Origin of the sequence: Saccharopolyspora sp. NFXS83, assembly GCF_026241095.1 — a bacterium.
GTDB lineage: Bacteria > Actinomycetota > Actinomycetes > Mycobacteriales > Pseudonocardiaceae > Saccharopolyspora_C.
The window spans coordinates 45781-63998 of the sequence record NZ_JAPFGB010000037.1; the positions used below are offsets into that span (position 1 = coordinate 45781).

The window sequence follows — 18218 nt, forward strand, 5'->3', positions numbered from 1 at the left end:
GACGGGCGCGGGCCCCGCACCGGACGTCAGGCAGCCGCGCGGTACTCGGCGAGGAACGGGCGCACGGCGGCCAGCATGCCCGCCGCGTCCTCCTCGGGGACGTAGTGCCCGGCGCCGGGCAGCACCACGCTGGTGACGTCCTCGGCGACCGCCCCGAACTCGGCCGCCATGAGGTCGCCGACGGACTCCGAGCCCGCGATCGTCAGCAGCGGCAGGGTCAGTTTCGCCTTCTTGCGCAGCTGGTTCTGCTCGATGATCGCGTCGATGGCGCGGTAGTAGTCGAAGCTGGCCCGCAGCGCCTCCGGATCGCGCAATACGTCGACGTACACCTGGACGGCGTGCTCGGGAATCGCCGTCGACGTCGCCGCCTTCGTCGCGAACTGGTGGCGGGAGTAGATCTCCTCCCGCCCCTGGACCAGCCGCTCGTTCACGCCGACGGCGCGGTTGAAGTTGAAGTGCCACAGCAGATCGCTGGTCCGGCGGTCGGCCAGCAGCGGCGGCGAGGCGGACGGCCCCGGCACGATCGCCTCGGAGAGCACTGCCCGCTCCAGCACCTCGGGGTGGTCCGCGGCCAGCGCGTAGCCGGTCCACACCCCGATGTCGTGGGCGACGAGCGCGAACCGCTCGTGCCCCAGCGCGCGCATGAACGCCACGAGGTCGGCGGCCAGCGTCCCGGAGTCGTAGCCGGTCGCGGGCTTGTCGGTCAGGTTCACGCCGCGCGGATCGACGGCCACCGCGGAGAACCGCTCGGCGAGCTCCGGCAGCACGAATCGCCACTGGTACCAGCTCTGCGACCAGCCGCCGAGCACCAGCAGCGGTGGGCCGTCGCCACCCGCCAGGTAGTGCGACCGGAAGCCGTCGACCGTGACGTAGTGGTCGCGGAAGACATCGGTGAACCCCGCGGGCAATCGCGGCGCCGAGGCGACCGATCCGGCGCGCCCGCCGCCCTGCGCGACTGACCCGCCCGGCAGCGCACGCCGCGGGCGGCGCCGCATCTGAGTGAACGGCCCCTTCGCCCAATCCCCTTGGACAAACGGTCCGCTCACTCCATCCACCGAACGCACCCGGCACTCCCGAACCGAGCGAACGGCCCCTTCGCCCAATCCCCTTGGACAAACGGTCCGCTCACTCCGCTGGATCTTCGCGGCGTGCGGGGTTCGTCCGGCTGGGTGTGGGGTGGAGCGCTTTCGTTCTGTGGATTCTGACGCAGTGTTCAGACACGGAAGGTGATGAGCTGATCTCACCCCGAACTCACGGACACGGAGGAAGCCATGCCCCGCGAGCAGCTCGCCACGATCGACCGCGCCGCCCCCGCCCGCACCGCGCCGCCGCAGGACCAGCCGGACGGGCGCGAACCGAGCGACCACCTCACCGCCGAGCAGGAGTTGGAGGTCGCGCTGCGCACCGCGGGCGACTTCCGCGGTTCCATCTCCGGAGCCGACACCAAGGCGGGTCTGCTGATCTCCGCGCTCGGCATCTGCATCGGCGGTGCGAGCAAAGCGATCTCCACGCCTCCCGCGCTACCGGACGCCGCGTCGAAGTTCACCTCGCTGGCGCTGCTGGCGTTGTCGCTGTGCGCGGCGCTGGGGGCGCTGCTCTACCTCACGTCCGCGCTCACACCGCGCACCCGCGTGCCTTCGGGCAGGCCGAACCTGTTCGCGTTCCCCACCTTCCAGCAGCACCGCGCGGCGCAGCTCCACACCGCGACCACCGCCGAGCTGTGCGCGCAGGCGTGGCAACAGGCGGAGGCGCTCGCGCACATCGCGGGCACCAAGTACCGGCGGCTGCGCAACGCGTTGCGCTGCTTCTGCGTCGCGCTGCTCGCGTTCCTGCTCTGGACGGGCCTGCTCGTGCTCTTCGCCGGGGCGGGGAGCTGAACGGGCGCCGGAGGACTACCGCGCCGCGTATTCGGCGAGCACGTCACCTCGCAGCACGACGATCTGCCTGCGCTGCGTGCTGACCGCGCCGCACTCCCGCAGTTCGCGCAACGCCCGGGCCACCGCCTCCCGGGACGCGCTCGTCGCGCTCGCGAGTTCCGCCTGGCTCAGCGGGATCGCGATCGCGCGCCGTCCGGCACCGTCCGGAATCCCGTGCTCCCGCGCCAGTTCCAGCAGCAGCCGGGCGAGCCGCTCCGCGACACCGGACGAGGCGAACTCCACCCGGTGCCGGTCCGATTCCCGCAGCCGGGCGACGACCCTGGTGAGCAGTTCGAACATCGCATCCGGGTGCTCGTGCAGGAAGCGGCGGAAATCCCCGCCGGACACGACGTCCGCTTCGACCTGCTCCAGCGCGGTCACCGTGGCGCCGCGCGGTTCCCCGTCGACCGCGGCGAAGTCGCCGATCATCGAGCCCGGCCCGCGGATGGCGAGCATCGCCTCGGTGCCGCGCACCGACATCGACCAGACCTTGACCCGGCCGCTGCGGATGAGCAGCACGTGGTCCGACTCGTCGCCCACCGAGAACAGCACGGCGCTCGCCCGCCACCGCCGCCGCCTCGACACCGACCGGAACGCGGCCACCGCCTCCGCACTCCACCGTTCGCTCATGCACGCCCCCATCCGACATGCCGATGACCGCGCGGCACCGTTCGTCGCCCGCGAACTTCCTCCGAAACCGCCCGCGGTCGTGATCTCATGGCACGCGACAGCCGTTGCCCTGGGAGTACACCATGATCGTAGACGCGCTCGACCGAGCTTGGCGGGCTTGGGCGGAACTCGGCCGAAATCTCGACGCCGCGCGATGGGCCCGGCCGACTCGGCTGGAGGGCTGGACCGTGCGGCACGTCTTCGCGCACTACGCGGACGTCCCGGCCATGATCGGAGCCGCGCTCGACGCCGAGGACGCCGTCGAACCCGAGGCCGCGCCGACGTTCGCGGACGCGGCACGACTGCTGGCGTTCATGCAGCGCCCCGGCGGCATAGCGCACACCGCCGCCGAGCGGATCCGCGACGCGGGCGTCGCCGATTCCCGTTCCCCTGCCGAGCTCGTCGAGCAGTTCACCGACGTGGCGCCGCGGACGATCGCGCGGCTGCGCGGCCAAGACCTCGACCGGCTCGTCCCCTACTTCGGGCTGGGCACCGTGGCCGGGGGCGAGGTGCTCCGCATCCAGCTGATGGAGGCGGTGGTGCACTACCTCGACCTGGCCACCGCGCTGGAGCTGCCGAAACCCGGCCCGCTCGCGGGAGAGCCGATGCGGGAGACCGCCGCGCTGCTCACCGCCGTCGCCGACCCGGTGCACCTCGTGGAAGCGGCCACCGGGCGCGGTGGTGCCGAGGTCTTCCCCGTCCTGCGTTGAAGCGCGCCGAACCGGCCCGGGGTGCTGCAGACCAAGTGGGGGCGCCGGGTGGAGGTCCTGTGACGCGGGCGCTGCCCGCCGCCGCCGGGCTGGCGATGCTCGGCTGGGGCGGTTGGTGCCTGGCAGCGGAGCTGCTCGCCGACGCAGCGATCCGGTGGCCGGTGCTCGGCTGGCTGGCCGCGGGACCGGTCCTCGTGGACCTGGTGCTGCTCCCGCCGGCCGGGCTAGTCGGCTGGGCGGCGTCCCGGCTGCTGCCGCGCCCCTGGCCGGGCGCCCGCAGCGGTAGGCCTGGTGCTGAGCGCCGTGCTGGCGCTGCTGGCCGTGCCGTTCCTGTGGCGCGCCTGCGCGCCGAACCAGAACCCCGGCCTGCTGGATCGGAACTACCCGGCGGGGCTGCTCACCGCCCTGGCCGTGGTGTGGGCCGGGGTGCTGATCGGCGCGCTCATCTCCGCGTCGGCGGTGCGGAGGCGATGAGCGGACGCTCCGCACCGGCCGGGTGGGGACCCGTCAGGCGAGGGTCGGCAGGCCGACGGCCGCGTCCACCGCGATGGCCACGAACAGGACCGCCAAGTACGAATTGGACAGGTGGAACAACGTCATCGGATTCGTCGCCCGCCCCTGGCGCACCGACGCGTGCAGCCGCTGGGCCACGATCAGGAACGCCGCGCCGGACAGCGCCGCGATCGCCACGTACACCCAGCTCGTCGCGGGCACCAGCAGCAGCGTGCAGGCCACCGTCGCCCAGCTGTAGACCAGGATGCGCGCCGACACCTGCCGCGGCGTCGCCACCACCGGCAGCATCGGCACCCCGGCGCGCGCGTAGTCGTCGCGGTACTTCATCGCCAACGACCAGAAGTGCGGCGGCGTCCACAGGAACACCACCGCGAACATCACGATCGCGGGCCACTCGACCTTGCCGGCCACCGCGGCCCAGCCGATCACCACCGGCATGCAGCCCGCGGCACCGCCCCACACGATGTTCTGCGAGGTCCGCCGCTTGAGCAGCAGCGTGTAGACGAAGACGTAGAACAGGATCGCCGCCAGCGACAGCACCGCCGCCAGCAGGTTCGCGCCCAACGCGAGCACCGCGAACGAGACCACGCCCAGCACGATGCCGAAGATCAACGCATGCTTGCGCGGCACCTCGTAGCTCACCAGCGGACGGCTGCGGGTGCGGTGCATCACCGCGTCGATGTCCGAATCGGCCACGCAGTTCAACGCGTTCGCGCTGCCCGCGGACATCGCGCCGCCGACCAGCGTCACCAGCACCAGCCACGGCGACGGGATACCACGCTCGGCCAGGAACATCGCCGGGATCGTCGTGACCAGCAGCAGCTCGATGACCCGCGGCTTGGTGAGCGCGAAGTACGCGGCGAGCACGCCGCGCCGCTTCGCGGTGGTGGTGGCAGGGGCCGCGGTCTCAGCCTGTTCGGGAACCGCCGTCATCAGCTCGTCGCCTCCGGCGTCGCCGCGCCCTCGAACGGCAGCGGTTCACCGCTGGTGCGCAACCGGTGCCACAGCACGACCTTGCGCTCCGCGAAGAAGGCGCCGAACGGGATGGTGCCCGCCAGCAGGACCAGCAGCATCCGCCCGTACGGGATGCGCAGCTGCACGGTGGTGACCAGCGCGACGAACAGGTAAACGATGTAGAGGTAGCCGTGGCCGATGCCGATCGTGGTCGTCCACTGGTCGCCCAGCAGCTGCGCGGACGAGCCCTCGGGCCACAGGTATTTGAACACCATCGCCAGGCACAGCAAGATGAGCAGCACCGCTGTCACGTACGCCATGACCCGGTAGAAGGCCAGAACGCCAGGCTTCACCACAAATCCCTCAATCCCGCCGCTGCCACGAACACCGGAATCGACCGTACGCCACCGCCCCCGCGCGGCTGCGCGTGACCTGGCGAGACAGTGGTGCCGGCCACGCGCACGCGCCGAGGCCGATGCGGATCAGGGGTTCAGTCCACGCCAGGCAGGCCGTAGGCGCGGGCGATCAGCTCGTAGGAACGCAGCTTCGACGTCCGGTCGTACATGTTGGCGGTGAGCATCAGCTCGTCGACCTCGGCGCTCTCCCGCAGCGCCTCCAGCTCCGCGTGCACCGACTCGGGCGTGCCGTAGATCGCGTCGGCCAGCCAGCTGTCCACGACGCTCTGCTCCATCTCCGAGTACCGGTACTCGCGGGCCTCCTCGGGGCTGGGCATGCGCCCCGGGTTGCCGCTGCGCAGCCGCAGCATGCTCAGCGCCATCGGGCGCGCCAAGTCCAGCGCCTCCTCCTCGGTGTCGGCGGCGATCGCCTGCGCGCCGATCATCGAGTAGGGCTCGTCGAGCACCTCCGAGGGTTGGAACGACTGCCGGTACAGCTCCAACGCGGGCAGCGTGTTGCGCGCCGAGAAGTGGTGGGCGAACGCGAACGGCAACCCGAGCGCACCCGCGACCTGCGCGCTGAACCCGCTGGACCCGAGCAGCCACACCGGCGGCGCCTGGCCGTGCGGGATCGAGTTCACCTCGGCGTACGGGTGGTCGGCGGTGAAACCGTCACCGAGGAAGCGCAGCAGCTCACCGAGCTGCTGCGGGAAGTCGTCGACCGACAGCGGGCCGCTGGTGCGGCGCAGCGCGCGGGCCGTGCCCTGATCGGTGCCCGGTGCGCGGCCGATACCGAGGTCGATGCGACCCGGGTGCAGCGCCTGCAACGTGCCGAACTGCTCCGCGACGACCAGCGGCGCGTGGTTGGGCAGCATCACGCCACCGGAACCGAGCCGCAGCGTGCTCGTCGCGGCGGCGAGGTGCGCGATCACCACCGGCGGTGACGAGCTCGCGATCCCCGGCATGCCGTGGTGCTCGGCGACCCACATCCGGTGGAAGCCCCAGCGTTCGGCGGCCCTGGCGAGCTCCGTGGTCGTGGCCAGCGCCTCACCGGGCGTGGTCTCCACCCCGACGGGCGCGAGGTCGAGGATCGACAGCGGCACGGCCGACCGCCCCCGCGCCGTGCCGCGAATCGGGTCGGTCTGGTCCGCGTGACCGCGGGCCCCGAGGGCGGTGCGGTCCGGGTTGGCGACAGTGTCCATCGCCGTTCCCAACCACCCGATCACCGCCCTTTGTTCCCACCCCGCCCCTGTGCCGGTGATCACAGCCCGCCGGGCGCCCAGGTGAACGGACCCTTTGACCAATCCGGTTGGACGAACGGTCCGTTCACCCGAACCCACCCGGTCGGAACACCCCGCAGAAGCCATCTCACCCACGAACGACCCCGGATGAAGTGAACGGACCGTTCGCCCAATCCCGTTGGTCGAACGGTCCGTTCACCCGAACCCACCCAGCGGCACGTGCACCCGGAAGAGGCGCCGTCGCTCTGGTTCGGAATGGAGTGAGCGGACCGTTCGCCCAATCCCGCTGGACGAACGGTCCGTTCACTCAGTCCCGATCCTGCGCAGGCGTGGTGGAGTGAGCGGACCGTTCGCCCAATCCCGTTGGACGAACGGTCCGTTCACTCGGGATGCCGTGGGAGGTGGGCCGCCGGAAGACGGGGCCGGGGGCTCAGGCGTGTTCGGCGGTGAGGGCGTAGTCGGACGGTGCGGTCACCCGGGGAGCGTTGCGGTACCGGAGGATCGAGTCGCGGATGTCGCCCGCGCGGACCGCGCCGTTGGACAGCAGCGACGACGTGATGCCGTGGGTGTGCTCGGTGCCGCCCTGGAAGTACACGCCGCCGTGGACGCCGTCGGTGGTGCGCACCCGGTAGTCGCGGTCCACCTGCACCTGCCCGTCCGCGTCCTGCAGGCATTCGCCCCAGGTGCGGCCGAGGAACCGGCCGGGGTCGCCGGGGCGGCAGCCGGTGGCGTAGACGAGCACGTCGGAGTCGAGCACCTCGCGCTCCCCGGTCGGCAGGAATTCGACGGTGACCGCGACGCCGTCGGCGGAGGTCTCGACGTCGGTGACGCGGGAGGCGTTGAGCATCCGCAGTCGTTCTTTGCCCTGCACCTTCTCCTGGTAGGCGCGGGCGTAGAGCTGCTCGATGAGTTCGAGGTCCACCACGGAGTAGTTCGTGTTGCGGTGGTAGTCCATGAGCATCTGCTTCACCTCGGTCGGCGAGGTGTAGAAGTGGTCGACCGCGTCGGGGTCGAAGATGCGGTTCGCGAACGGGCTGTCGTCGGCGGGGGTGTGTCCGTAGCGGCTGAACACCGAGCACACTTCCGCTTCGGGGAACGAGCGGTGCAGGTGGTCGGTGACTTCGGCGGCGCTCTGCCCGGCTCCGACGATGGTGAACCGGCGCGGCTCGGTGCCGTCAAGTTCGCCGACGCGGTGCATCAGTTCGAGGTTGTGCCACACGCGGTCGCCGAGTTCCGCGCCGGGCGGCAGGCTCGCTTCGAGTCCGACGGCGACGACGATGTTGCGGGTGAGCCGCGTGGTGACCTGGCCGGAGCCGTGCCTCACGAGCACCTCGAACACGTCACCGTCCTGCACGGGCCGCACGTCGATGACTTCGGCGTCGTAGTCCGCGAGGTGTTCCAGCCGACCGGCGGCCCACTCCAGGTAGTCGTGGTATTCGACGCGGGTGGGGAACATCGTCTTGTGGTTGATGAAGTCGACCAGCCGACCCTTGTCGTGCAGGTACGACAGGAACGAGAAGTCGCTGGCGGGCTCGCGCATCGTCACGAGGTCTTTGAGGAACGAGACCTGCATGGTGGTGCCCTCGATGAGCATGCCGCGGTGCCAGCCGAACCTCGGCTTGCGTTCCACGAAGCTCGCGTCGAGCCGTTCGTCTTCGCCGCAGCGGCGGTTGTGTTCCTCGACGGCCACGGCCAGCGCTAAGTTGGAGGGGCCGAAGCCGATGCCGAGGATGTCCTGGACGTGGCCTTGCACAGGGGTCGGAGCCGCAGACACGGTTGTCCCTTCGCCGGTACCCGGTCGGTGTCGCGCTCGGGCACGGTGGAATCCGCAGACCGCTCAGTCGCGGTCGTGGTTGTATCGGTCGTGGTAGTCGGTTTCGGCCATGCCGGCTTTCCAGTAGCCGATGGCCAGCACCGATCGGGCGTCGAACCCGCGGTCCTGCCGCAGGTGGCGGCGGATGCCGCGGACGATCCCGGATTCACCGGAGACCCAGGCCGACACGTCGTGGCTGTCGGGGATGTCGAGGTCGCGGACGGCGTCGGACAGCAGCGTGGAGTGCCCTGCGGGCACGCCGTCGCGGTGCAGCCAGGTCATCCGCACGTTCGGTGGGCATTCGATGTGCTGCTGGTCGCTGCTCCCGGCGACTTCCAGGAAGACTTGGCCGCGCGCGGTGAGCGGCAGCCCTTCGATGATCGAGGCGATGGCGGGCATCGCGGTCTCGTCGCCGACCAGCAGGTACCAGTCGGCTTCCCGGCAGGTCCGGCCGCCGGGGCCGAGCACGCCGAGGTAGTCGCCGGGTTCGGCTTCGCGCGCCCAGGATGCGGCGACGCCGTGGTCTCCGTGCATGACGAAGTCGATGTCGAGCTCGCCGCGCTGTTCGTCGTAGCGGCGCACCGTGTAGGTGCGCATGGTCGGCCGTTCGTGCGGTTCGGGCCACACGTAGCGGCCTTCGTCGTTGAGGACGGGGAGCACCGGGCGGTGCTGACCGGGTTGCGGGACGAACACCTTCACGTTCGGTCCGCTGTGCTGCTCGCGGAACCCGACGAGTTCGTCCCCGCCGAGGGTGATGCGCCGCATCGAAGGCGACAGCTCCGCCGTGCGGAGAACCTCCAGCGTGCGGGTCGGTGGACGGCGGTGTTCGCTGCGTCCGGGTCGGTCCGCTGTCGTCATCAGCCCTGGCGTTCCTTCCTCACTGTCTCCAGAACGATCACTGGAATTAAGGCTAGCCTAACCATAGAACGGCGGGATGTCTTCCCCACGGTGGGCCAGATCTCGCCCGGACGCGTGACCGACCGGCCGTGCCGTCAGCTCCGGGCCGCCGGGACCGCCCCGGCTCCGCTGCCCTCGTCCACGCCCTGACCAGCACCGGCGCGCAGCGCGGCGGGATTCTTGATGCGCAGCGCCACGAACACGCCCAGCAGCGCGAATCCGGCGGAGACGAGCATCGCCACGTGGTAGACGCCGAGCGAGCCGGAAGCCCCCGCCCCGCCGAGGGCGAGCACGCCGGCCGTGACGGCCACGCCGAGCGCCGAACCGACCTGGCGCTGCACGTTGAACAAGGTGGACGCGCTGCCGGTGGCGGTCGCGCTGATCGTCGCGAACGCCACGACCTGCAGCTCGATCGACGCGGCACCGACGAAGAACCCGGAGGCGAACTGCACGGCCCCCGCCGACAGCGGACCGGTCACGAGGTTCATCGCCGCGAACGACACGGCGGCGCCGAGCATCGCCGAGGCGATCAGCAGCCGCGGCCCCATCTTGGGATGCGCCCAGGTCACCGCCTGCGAGGCCACCATCAGGCCGACCGCCTTCGGCAGGGTCACCAGGCCCGTCTCCCACGGCGAGGCGCCCATGCCGGACTGGTACATCAGCGTGAACCCGTAGAGCGTGCCGAGGAATCCTGCGACGCACGTCGCCAGGACGAGGCTGGCCCGCCGGAACGAGGCGTCACCGAACAACCGCACGTCCAGCATCGGTTGCCGGGACCGCAGCTGGGACACGACGAGCGCGATGAGGCAGCCCAGCCCGACCGCCCCCGCCAGGTAGAAGTGCGGGGAACCCGGCCCGCGCATCGACACCGCGTCCAGCGCGTACATCAGCAGACCCAGCCCTGGCGCCGCCAGTGCGAACCCGATCAGGTCGAACCGCTTGTGCACGGACTCGACGTGCTCGCGCAGCCGCAACGCGCCGTAGACCAGCGCCAGCACGCCGAACGGCACGTTCACGAAGAAGCCCCACCGCCAGCTGAGCTGCTCGACGAAGAACCCGCCCAGCACCGGCCCGAGCGCGGGCGCCACGGCGGTCGGGATCACCAGCACCCTGGAGAGCTTGATCCGTTCCTGCGGCGGGTAGGCGCGGAACAGCATGGTCAGCGCCACCGGGCTCAGCACGCCGCCGCCCGCGCCTTGCACGACGCGGGCCAGGGTGAGCTGCGCCAGGTCTTGAGCGGCCCCGCACAGCGCGGAGGCCAGCACGAACGCGCCGAACGCGGCCAGGAAGACCTTCTTGGTCCCGAACCGGTCGCCCAGCCAGCCCGAGACGGGGATGCACACCGCGAGGCTGACCAGGTAGCCGATGTTGATGGCGCTGGTCGCGCTCGGCGGCACCCCGAACTCGGCGCCGATGGCGGGCAGCGCCACGTTGACGATGGTGGCGTCCATGCCGTTCATGAACATCGCGGCGACGTAGACGATGCAGACCGCGACTTTGGGGTCGTTCACACGCACTGTTGGTTCCCGACTTAGGAGTTCTTGCAGAACCGTTTTGATCGGTGTCCTGTCAGCGGCGGAGCCGCTGAGGTTCCGCCACCCGGCCCACCACGCGAGCCGCTCGCGTCCTCACGCGCCGTTGCGGACGGGACGGATGTCCGTCCAGTGCACCTCGATGTGTTCCAGGCAGACTTCTCTGCCCGCCGGGCCGTGGGCGATCATCCAGCCGTCGGGCACCTTGATCCGCTCCGGCCACAGCGAGTACTGGTCCTCGTCGTTGACCAGGGCGTAGAACGAGCCCTCGGGGTCGTCGAACGGATTGCTCATGGTCCGGAACTCCTTCGCGGGTCTGGGGCGGGGGCTTCGGTGCGCCGCAGCCGATCTTGGACGATCTCGGCGATCTCGGCGAGCGGGGCAGGCCTGGTCATGTCCTTGTGCTCGCAGGCGATGTCGTGGTCCTCCACGACACCATCCACGTAGGACTCCCACATGCGGGGCGTCAGCGAGGCCCTGGCCTGGTTGACGGTGGCGGTGAAGAACAGCACGTCGCCGTGGAACGTGCCGTGGTCGGCCTCGTTCTCCAGCACCGCGCAGTTGGCGAAGTTGTCGATGACCGCCTTCACGGTGTGCTCTTCGAGGTTCGCCAGCGCGCTGCCCTCGGCGGAGAGGATCTCCATCACCTGGTCGCGGTGCAGCGGCTGCTCGCCGAGCAGGCTCATGTCGTAGCCGGCCATGTACAGCAGCGCCTTGAGCGCCTCCTCCTCGGTGGGCAGCTCGTCCCACACGTCCTTCGGGTACGAGTCGAGCATGCACAGGAACCGGACCTGTTCGCCCTGGTCCTGCAGCTGGGTGCTCATCTCGTGGGCGACGACGCCGCCGAAGGACCAGCCGAGGAAGTGGTACGGACCGTGCGGCTGCACCTCGCGGACGTGGTCGAGGTACTCGGCGGCCATCGCGGCGAGGTCGTCCATCACCGGTGCGGGCTCGTCGAGGCCCCGCGACTGCAGGCCGTAGAGCGGGCGCTGCGGGTCGATGTGCTTCATCAGCCCGGAGAACGGCCAGGCCAACCCGGCCGCAGGGTGCACGCAGAACAGCGGTTCCTTCTCGCCCTCGGTGCGCAGCGGCAGCAGGATGCCCAGCGCGTCGCCCTTGCCGCCGGTGCGCACGCGGGCACCGAGCCCGGCGACGGTCGGGGCGGCGAACAGGCTGCCCACGTTGAGCTTCACGCCGAGCGCCTCGTCGATGCGCGCGATGAGCCGGGCCGCGAGCAGCGAATGCCCACCGAGGTCGAAGAAGCCGTCGTGCACGCCGACGCGCTGCAGTTCGAGCACTTCCGCGAACAGCCCGCACAGCACCTCTTCGGTGGGGTCGCGGGGCACCGCGGAACCGACGGCGGCGGCGAGGTCCGGCTCGGGCAGCGCCGCCCGGTCCAGCTTCCCGTTCGGCATCAGCGGCAGCGCGTCCACGAACACGATCGCGGCGGGGACCATGTAGTCCGGCAGCGATTCGGCGACGTGCGCGCGCAACTCCGCCTGCTCCACCCCCTGCTGGGCGACGACGTAGCCGATGAGGCGCTTGTCGCCGGGCCGGTCCTCGCGCACGACGGTGGCGACCTGGCCGACGGCGGGGTGCTTGGCCAGCGCCGCCTCGATCTCGCCGGGTTCGATGCGGAAACCGCGGATCTTGACCTGGTCGTCGGCCCGCCCGGCGAAGTCCAGCGCCCCGTCGGCACGCCACCGCACCAGGTCACCGGTGCGGTACATGCGCGCGCCGGGCGCGCCGTAGGGGTCGGCGACGAAGCGCTCGGCCGTCAGCGACGGGCGGTTCAAGTAGCCGTGGGCGAGCCCGGTTCCGGAGACGTAGAGCTCGCCGACCACTCCCGGCGGCACCGGCCGCAACGCGGCGTCGAGCACGTAGAGCCGGGTACCGGGGTCAGGCACACCGATCGGGACGGACGTGCCGGTGTCCGGTTCGCACTCCCACAAGGTGGAGTTCACGGTGGCCTCGGTCGGCCCGTAGCAGTTGAGCATCGTGCGGTCCCGCGACCAGCGTTCCACCAGGTCAGCGGGCACCTTCTCGGCGCCGCAGAGCAGGGTCGCGTTCGGCGGCAGGTCCACGTCGGGCGGGAACATGCCCATCACCGACGGTCCGATCGCCAGGTGCGTCACCCCGTGGTCGCGGGCGTAGTCGGCCAGCGGCGCGCCCGGGACCCGCCGGTCGGCGGGCACCACGACGAGCGTGCCGCCGGAGAGCAGGCCCATGCACAGCTCCCAGAACGCGACGTCGAAGCTCGGCGAGGCGAACTGCAGCACCCTGCTGTCGGCGGTCACGCCGACCCGCTGGGTCTGGGTGGCGACGAGACCGGCGACGCCGGTGTGCGGGACGACGACGCCCTTGGGCCTGCCGGTGGAACCGGAGGTGTAGATGACGTACGCCGGATCATCCACCGTGGATTTTCGGGGCGGTGTCGCGGTGGGCTCGGCGTCCCAGGCCGCGCGCACCTCGGCGCTGTCGAGCAGCAGCGTGGGCGCGTTGGCCGGCCTGCGGTCCGAGAACGCCAGCACCAGGCCCGGGTCCGCGTCGTCGATCATGTGCTCCAGCCGGTCGGCCGGGTAGTCCGGGTCCAGCGCCAGGTAGGCGGCGCCGGAGGCGAGCACCGCCAGCAACCCGATGATCAGCTCTGGGGAGCGCGGCAGCATCACACCGACGATCCGGCCCGGCGCGGCCCCGCGCTCCAACAGCAGGTGCGCCAGCGCGTTCACCCGCGCGCCGAGCTCGGCGTAGCTGAGCTCGGTGTCCTCGAAGACCAGCGCCGCCTTGTCCGGGTGCTCCGCGATCCGCTGGTCGAGCAGGTCGGGGAAGGTCGTGGGCCGCACATCCTGGCCCGGGATCGCGTCGCCCCAGGCGAAGATCCGCCGCCGCTCCGCCGAGCCGAGCAGGTCGAGGTCGCCGATCGGGGTGTCCGGGTCCGCGGCGGCGGCGGTGAGCAGCCGCACGAACCGCGCGGTCAGCGCTTCGACGCTCGCGGTCTCGAACAGGTCGGCGCTGAACTGGGCGACGCCCTCGACGCCGCCGGAGACCTCGCGCAGGCTCAGCGCCAGGTCGAACTTGGCAGCACCCGCCTCGACGGTGCCCACGGTCGCGTGGAGGCCGGGGAACTCGGCGTCCACCACCTCCGCTTCGCCCCAGTAGGCCAGCATCACCTGGAACAGCGGGTGCCTGGCCAGCGACCGCGACGGGTTGAGGACCTCCGCGAGCCGCTCGAACGGCAGCTCGGCGTGGTCGTAGGCGGCCAGGTCGGACTGGCGCACCCGGTCCAGCAGCTCGGCGAACGTGGGCTCGCCGGAGGTGTCGGTGCGCAGCACCAGGCTGTTGACGAAGAACCCGACGAGCTCGTCGAGCCGGTCGTCCCCGCGTCCCGCGACCGGAGAACCGATGGGGATGTCGGTGCCCGCGCCGAGACGGGTCAGCAACGCCGCCAACCCGGCCTGCACCACCATGAACAGGCTCGCCCGGTGTTCGGTGGCCAGCGCTCGGAGATCCCGGTGCAGCGCGGCGTCGAAGCCGAACCGCACGGCGCCTCCTCGGTGGCTGGGCACCGCGGGCCGCTGGTGGTCGGCGGGCAGCGCGAGCTCGTCGGGCAGCCCGGCCAACGCGTCCTGCCAGAACACGAGTTCCCGCGCCGCGAGGCTGTGCTCGTCCTGCTCATCGCCGAGCAGTTCCCGTTGCCACAGCGCGTAATCCGCGTACTGCACCGGTAACGGCGCCCAGTCCGGTTCGGTGCCGCGGCGGCGGGCGGTGTAGGCGGTGGCGAGGTCGCGCAGCAGCGGAGCCATCGACCACTCGTCGGTGGCGATATGGTGCAGCAGCACCAGCAGCACGTGCTCCCGCTCGCCGGTTCGCAGCAGCGTGGCGCGCAGCGGAGGCTCCTGCGCCAGGTCGAACCCGTGCCGAGCGGCGGAGACCAGCGCTCCGTCGAGATCCGCTTCGCCCACCTCGCGGACCGCCAACTCCGGTTCGCCCTGCTCCAGCACGCGTTGGCGCGGTTCGCCCTGGCGATCGGGGAACACGGTGCGCAGGCTCTCGTGCCTGCCCACCACGTCACCGAGCGCGGCGCGCAACGCGGCCACGTCGAGCTCACCGGACAGCCGCACGCTGATCGGCAGGTTGTAGGTGGCGCTGGGCCCTTCCAGCCGGTGCAGGAACCAGAGCCGCTGCTGCGCGAAGGACAGCGGCACCTCCTCCGGCCGGGGCCGCGGGCGCAGTTCCGGGCGGGGACGCAGGCTCGGCCCCATCCGCCGCACCAGGCCCGCCACCGTCGGGTGGTCGAACAAGGTGCGGATGGAGACCTCCACGCCCAGCTCACCGCGCACCCGCGTCAGCAGCCGCGTCGCCAGCAGGGAATGTCCGCCGAGGTCGAAGAAGCCGTCGTCGATGCCGACCTCCGGCACGCCCAGCACCTCGCCGAACAGCCGGCACAGCGCCGATTCGACCGAGTCGCGCGGGCCGCGGCCCGCCGCCTGCGGCGCGAAGTCCGGCGCGGGCAGCGCCCGCGCGTCGAGCTTTCCGTTGGGAGTCAGCGGAAGCGCGTCCAGCAGCACCACGGCCGACGGGACCATGTAGTCCGGCAGATCCGCCGCCAAGTGCGCTCGCAGGTCGGCGGCCTCGGCCGCGGACACGGCGTAACCGACCAGCCGGTGATCACCGGGCTGGTCCTCGCGCGCCACCACCGCGGCCTGCGTGACCTGCGGGTGCGCCGCGAGCCGCGCCTCGATCTCGCCGAGCTCGATGCGGAAACCGCGGATCTTGACCTGGTGGTCGGCTCGCCCCACGAACTCCAGCAGGCCACCGGAACGCCACCGCGCCAAGTCCCCGGAGCGGTACATCCGGGCGCCCTTCTCGCCGAACGGGTCGGCGACGAACCGCGACGCCGTCAGCGCCCGCCGCCCCAGGTAGCCGCGCGCCAGCCCCTCCCCCGAGATGTAGAGCTCGCCGATCACGCCCGGCGGCACCGGGTGCAGGTTCTCGTCCAGCAGGTACACCCGCAGGTCCGGGATGCCGCGGCCGATCAGGCTGCCGTCGCGCCGCGCGACGAGCTCCGGGTCGAGCTCCACGTACGACACGTGCACGGTCGTCTCGGTGATCCCGTACATGTTGATCAGCTTCGGGGTGCCCGGGTGCCGCGCGTACCAGTCGTCCAGCCGGGACAGGTCCAACGCCTCACCGCCGAACACCACGTACCGCAACGCGAGCTCGCCAGCGAGCTCCGGAGCGTTCCGGTCGGCCTCGACTAGCTGGTAGAACGCCGACGGCGTCTGGTTGAGCACGGTGACGCGCTCGCGTGCCAGCAGGCCCAGGAACTCCTCCGGCGAGCGGCTCACCTCGTGCGGCACCACGACCAGCCTGCCGCCGTGCAGCAGCGCTCCCCACAGCTCCCACACCGAGAAGTCGAAGGCGTACGAGTGGAACAGCGTCCACACGTCCTCGGCCCCGAAGGAGAACCACGGGTCGGTCGCGGTGAACAGGCGCACCACGTTGTGGTGCGGGATCACCACGCCCTTGGGCTGGCCGGTGGAACCCGAGGTGTAGATGACGTACGCGGCGTGATCCGCCGTCAGCGGCCCGCGTTCCCCGCCGAGCGGATCGCGCTGGGAATGCTCGGCGATCTCCGCCGCACCGGCCGGATCGTCCAGCAGCAGCCGCGGGATGTCGGCCGGGAGGTTCGCGTGGTGCTCGGTGTCGCTGATCAGGATCGCGGGCTCCGAGTCCGCGACGATGTAGGCGATGCGGCTCGCCGGGTTCCCCGGATCCAGCGGCAGGTACGCGGCGCCCGCCTTCAGCACGGCCAGCACCGAGACCACCAGCTCCGCCGAACGCGGCAGCGCCAGCGCCACCAGCTGCTCCGGGCCGACGCCGTGGTCGATGAGGCAGTGCGCCAGCCGGTTCGCCCGCGCGTCCAGCTCGGTGTAGGTGATCCGCTCGTCGCCCCAGGTCAACGCCACCGCCTCCGGGGTGCGCCGAACCTGCTCCTCGAACAGGTCCGGCAGCGTCATCCCCGCGCGGTCGGCTCCGACGGGGCCGCCGTTCCACTCGTCGAGGACCAGGCGGCGTTCCTCCGCGGAGAGCAGGTCGACCTCGCCGACCGTCCCGTTCGCCTCGATGAACCGGCTCAGGAAGCGCAGGAACCTGTCCTGGTGCGCGGCGATCTCATCGGCGGTGTAGAGGTCCGGGTTCGCGTCGAACTCGAACCGCATGCCGGTGCCGGCGGTGTACACCGACACCGTCAGGTCGTCGACCGGGCCCGCCGCCAGGTTGTGCACCGTCGCGGAGTGCTCGCCGAAGCACAGGTCGTAGTCGAACGCCTTCACGTTGATCATCGGGCCGAACAGCGGACGGTCCGCGCCCAGCAACCGCAGGTCCCGGCGCAGGTCCTCGCCCCGGTACTGCTGGTGCTTGCGCACCTCACGCACGGCCTTCGCCACCTGCACGACCAGCTCGTCGCGCGTCGAGTCCGGAGCGACCGCGAGCCGCAGCGGCAGCACGTTCACGACCATGCCCGGCACCCGCGACGCGGCCGAACCGAGCCGCCCCATCACCGGCAGCCCCAGCACCACCTCGCGCTGCCCCGTCACCCGGTGCAGGTAGGCGGCGAACCCGGCGATCAACGCGTCCGGCCAGATCGTGCGGCTGTCCTGAGCGGCCCCGGCCAACGCATCGGCGGCATCGGAGTCCACGTCCGCCGCACGGCGCAGGAACGTGCGCGCCGTCTGACCTGCCCGACCGGCCAAGGTGCCCGGCTCGGGGCGGTCGGCGAACCGCTCCCGCCAGAACTCCGCGTCCCGCTCGAACTTGTCCGACGCCCGGTAGTCCCGTTCGGCGTCCAGCAGCGCCTCCAGCGGCCCGAACGGGGACTCCCCCGGTTCGTCGCCCCCGACCAGCGCCGTGTAGACCTCCGCGACCCTGCGCAGCACGATCGAGAAGCCGTAGCCGTCGATGGCCACGTGGTGGATCCGCTGGTACCAGAGCCAGCGGTCGTCTGCCAGCTTCAGCAGGGCCGCCGTGAACAGCCTGCCCTCCGGGCCCCCGACCGCGAGGTCCACCTGTTCGGCGAGGTCCCCGCGCATCCACCGCAGCGCCGCGGACATCGGGTCCGCGTCCCCGCTGACGTCGACCACCGGCAGGCTCGGCTCCCACGGCTGCTCGATCAGCTGCCGCGGGCCGTCCTCGGCCTCGACCACGCGAATCCGCAGCGTGTCGGCCTCGGCCAGCACCCTGGTCAGCGCGGCGGCGAACAGCGCCGGGTCGACCGGGCCGTGGATCTCGACGTACTCGCTGGTGTTGTAGATCGGGTTCGCGCGGTCGAGCGCCTGCGCGAACCAGATCCCCGCTTGCGCGGCGGACAGCGGCAGTGACGCGCCCTGCGGCTCCGGCATCGTTCTCCCCACGGGACGCGGACAAAGTAAGGCTAACCTTATTTCACCCGCCGCCCAGTGGCCAGAACCCCCACCGCGTGCGCTACCTCTCAGCCCCGGCCACCGCCCCCACCGGAACGCGCCCCCGACGCGACGAAGTGAACGGACCGTTCGTCCAATCCGACTGGGCGAACGGTCC

Annotated in this window: 13 protein-coding genes; 3 read left to right on the plus strand and 10 right to left on the minus strand. The window is 71.4% G+C overall.

Annotated features, from left to right (window positions below; genetic code table 11):
* Positions 1 to 26 precede the first annotated feature (26 nt).
* Positions 27 to 995: an alpha/beta fold hydrolase gene (locus OOZ19_RS27525; protein WP_266093075.1), complete on the minus strand. Its 969-nt coding sequence runs from the start codon at positions 993 to 995 to the stop codon at positions 27 to 29.
* A gap of 276 nt (positions 996 to 1271) precedes the next feature.
* Between OOZ19_RS27525 and OOZ19_RS27530 the strand changes: the two genes are divergently transcribed.
* Complete coding sequence (locus OOZ19_RS27530) at positions 1272 to 1877, plus strand: Pycsar system effector family protein (protein ID WP_266093076.1); 606 nt, start codon at positions 1272 to 1274, stop codon at positions 1875 to 1877.
* A gap of 15 nt (positions 1878 to 1892) precedes the next feature.
* Here OOZ19_RS27530 and OOZ19_RS27535 read toward each other — a convergent pair whose 3' ends face one another.
* Positions 1893 to 2546, minus strand: a complete 654-nt coding sequence (locus tag OOZ19_RS27535; RefSeq protein WP_266093077.1) for a Crp/Fnr family transcriptional regulator — start codon at positions 2544 to 2546, stop codon at positions 1893 to 1895.
* Positions 2547 to 2668: 122 nt separating this feature from the next.
* On the opposite strand from OOZ19_RS27535, the gene OOZ19_RS27540 reads away from it, so the two are divergent.
* Both OOZ19_RS27540 and OOZ19_RS27545 read left to right on the plus strand, forming a co-directional pair.
* Positions 2669 to 3295, plus strand: a complete 627-nt coding sequence (locus OOZ19_RS27540; protein WP_266093078.1) for a maleylpyruvate isomerase N-terminal domain-containing protein — start codon at positions 2669 to 2671, stop codon at positions 3293 to 3295.
* A gap of 291 nt (positions 3296 to 3586) precedes the next feature.
* Positions 3587 to 3769, plus strand: a complete 183-nt coding sequence (locus tag OOZ19_RS27545) for a hypothetical protein (RefSeq protein WP_266093079.1) — start codon at positions 3587 to 3589, stop codon at positions 3767 to 3769.
* 33 nt (positions 3770 to 3802) lie between these two features.
* Here OOZ19_RS27545 and OOZ19_RS27550 read toward each other — a convergent pair whose 3' ends face one another.
* From OOZ19_RS27550 to OOZ19_RS27585, 8 genes are all read right to left on the minus strand, one after another.
* Positions 3803 to 4741 carry a heme o synthase gene (locus OOZ19_RS27550; protein WP_266093080.1) on the minus strand — a complete coding sequence of 313 codons (939 nt, stop codon included), beginning with the start codon at positions 4739 to 4741 and terminating at the stop codon, positions 3803 to 3805.
* A complete protein-coding gene (locus tag OOZ19_RS27555) occupies positions 4741 to 5115 on the minus strand; it encodes a DUF3817 domain-containing protein (protein ID WP_266093081.1) in 375 nt (124 codons plus the stop codon). The genes OOZ19_RS27550 and OOZ19_RS27555 overlap by 1 nt, the downstream gene beginning before the upstream one ends.
* Before the next feature lie 137 nt (positions 5116 to 5252).
* Positions 5253 to 6359, minus strand: coding sequence for an LLM class flavin-dependent oxidoreductase (locus OOZ19_RS27560; protein WP_266093082.1), 1107 nt, complete (start codon positions 6357 to 6359; stop codon positions 5253 to 5255).
* Positions 6360 to 6828: 469 nt separating this feature from the next.
* A complete protein-coding gene (locus tag OOZ19_RS27565; RefSeq protein WP_266093083.1) occupies positions 6829 to 8172 on the minus strand; it encodes a lysine N(6)-hydroxylase/L-ornithine N(5)-oxygenase family protein in 1344 nt (447 codons plus the stop codon).
* Between the two features lie 63 nt (positions 8173 to 8235).
* On the minus strand, positions 8236 to 9069 hold the full coding sequence (locus OOZ19_RS27570; protein WP_266093084.1) for a siderophore-interacting protein: 834 nt from the start codon (positions 9067 to 9069) through the stop codon (positions 8236 to 8238).
* Between the two features lie 134 nt (positions 9070 to 9203).
* Positions 9204 to 10619 carry a DHA2 family efflux MFS transporter permease subunit gene (locus OOZ19_RS27575; protein ID WP_266093085.1) on the minus strand — a complete coding sequence of 472 codons (1416 nt, stop codon included), beginning with the start codon at positions 10617 to 10619 and terminating at the stop codon, positions 9204 to 9206.
* 117 nt (positions 10620 to 10736) lie between these two features.
* Positions 10737 to 10934 carry an MbtH family protein gene (locus OOZ19_RS27580; protein WP_266093086.1) on the minus strand — a complete coding sequence of 66 codons (198 nt, stop codon included), beginning with the start codon at positions 10932 to 10934 and terminating at the stop codon, positions 10737 to 10739.
* Positions 10931 to 18040, minus strand: coding sequence for a non-ribosomal peptide synthetase (locus OOZ19_RS27585; RefSeq protein WP_266093087.1), 7110 nt, complete (start codon positions 18038 to 18040; stop codon positions 10931 to 10933). The genes OOZ19_RS27580 and OOZ19_RS27585 overlap by 4 nt, the downstream gene beginning before the upstream one ends.
* Between the last annotated feature and the right edge of the window lie 178 nt (positions 18041 to 18218).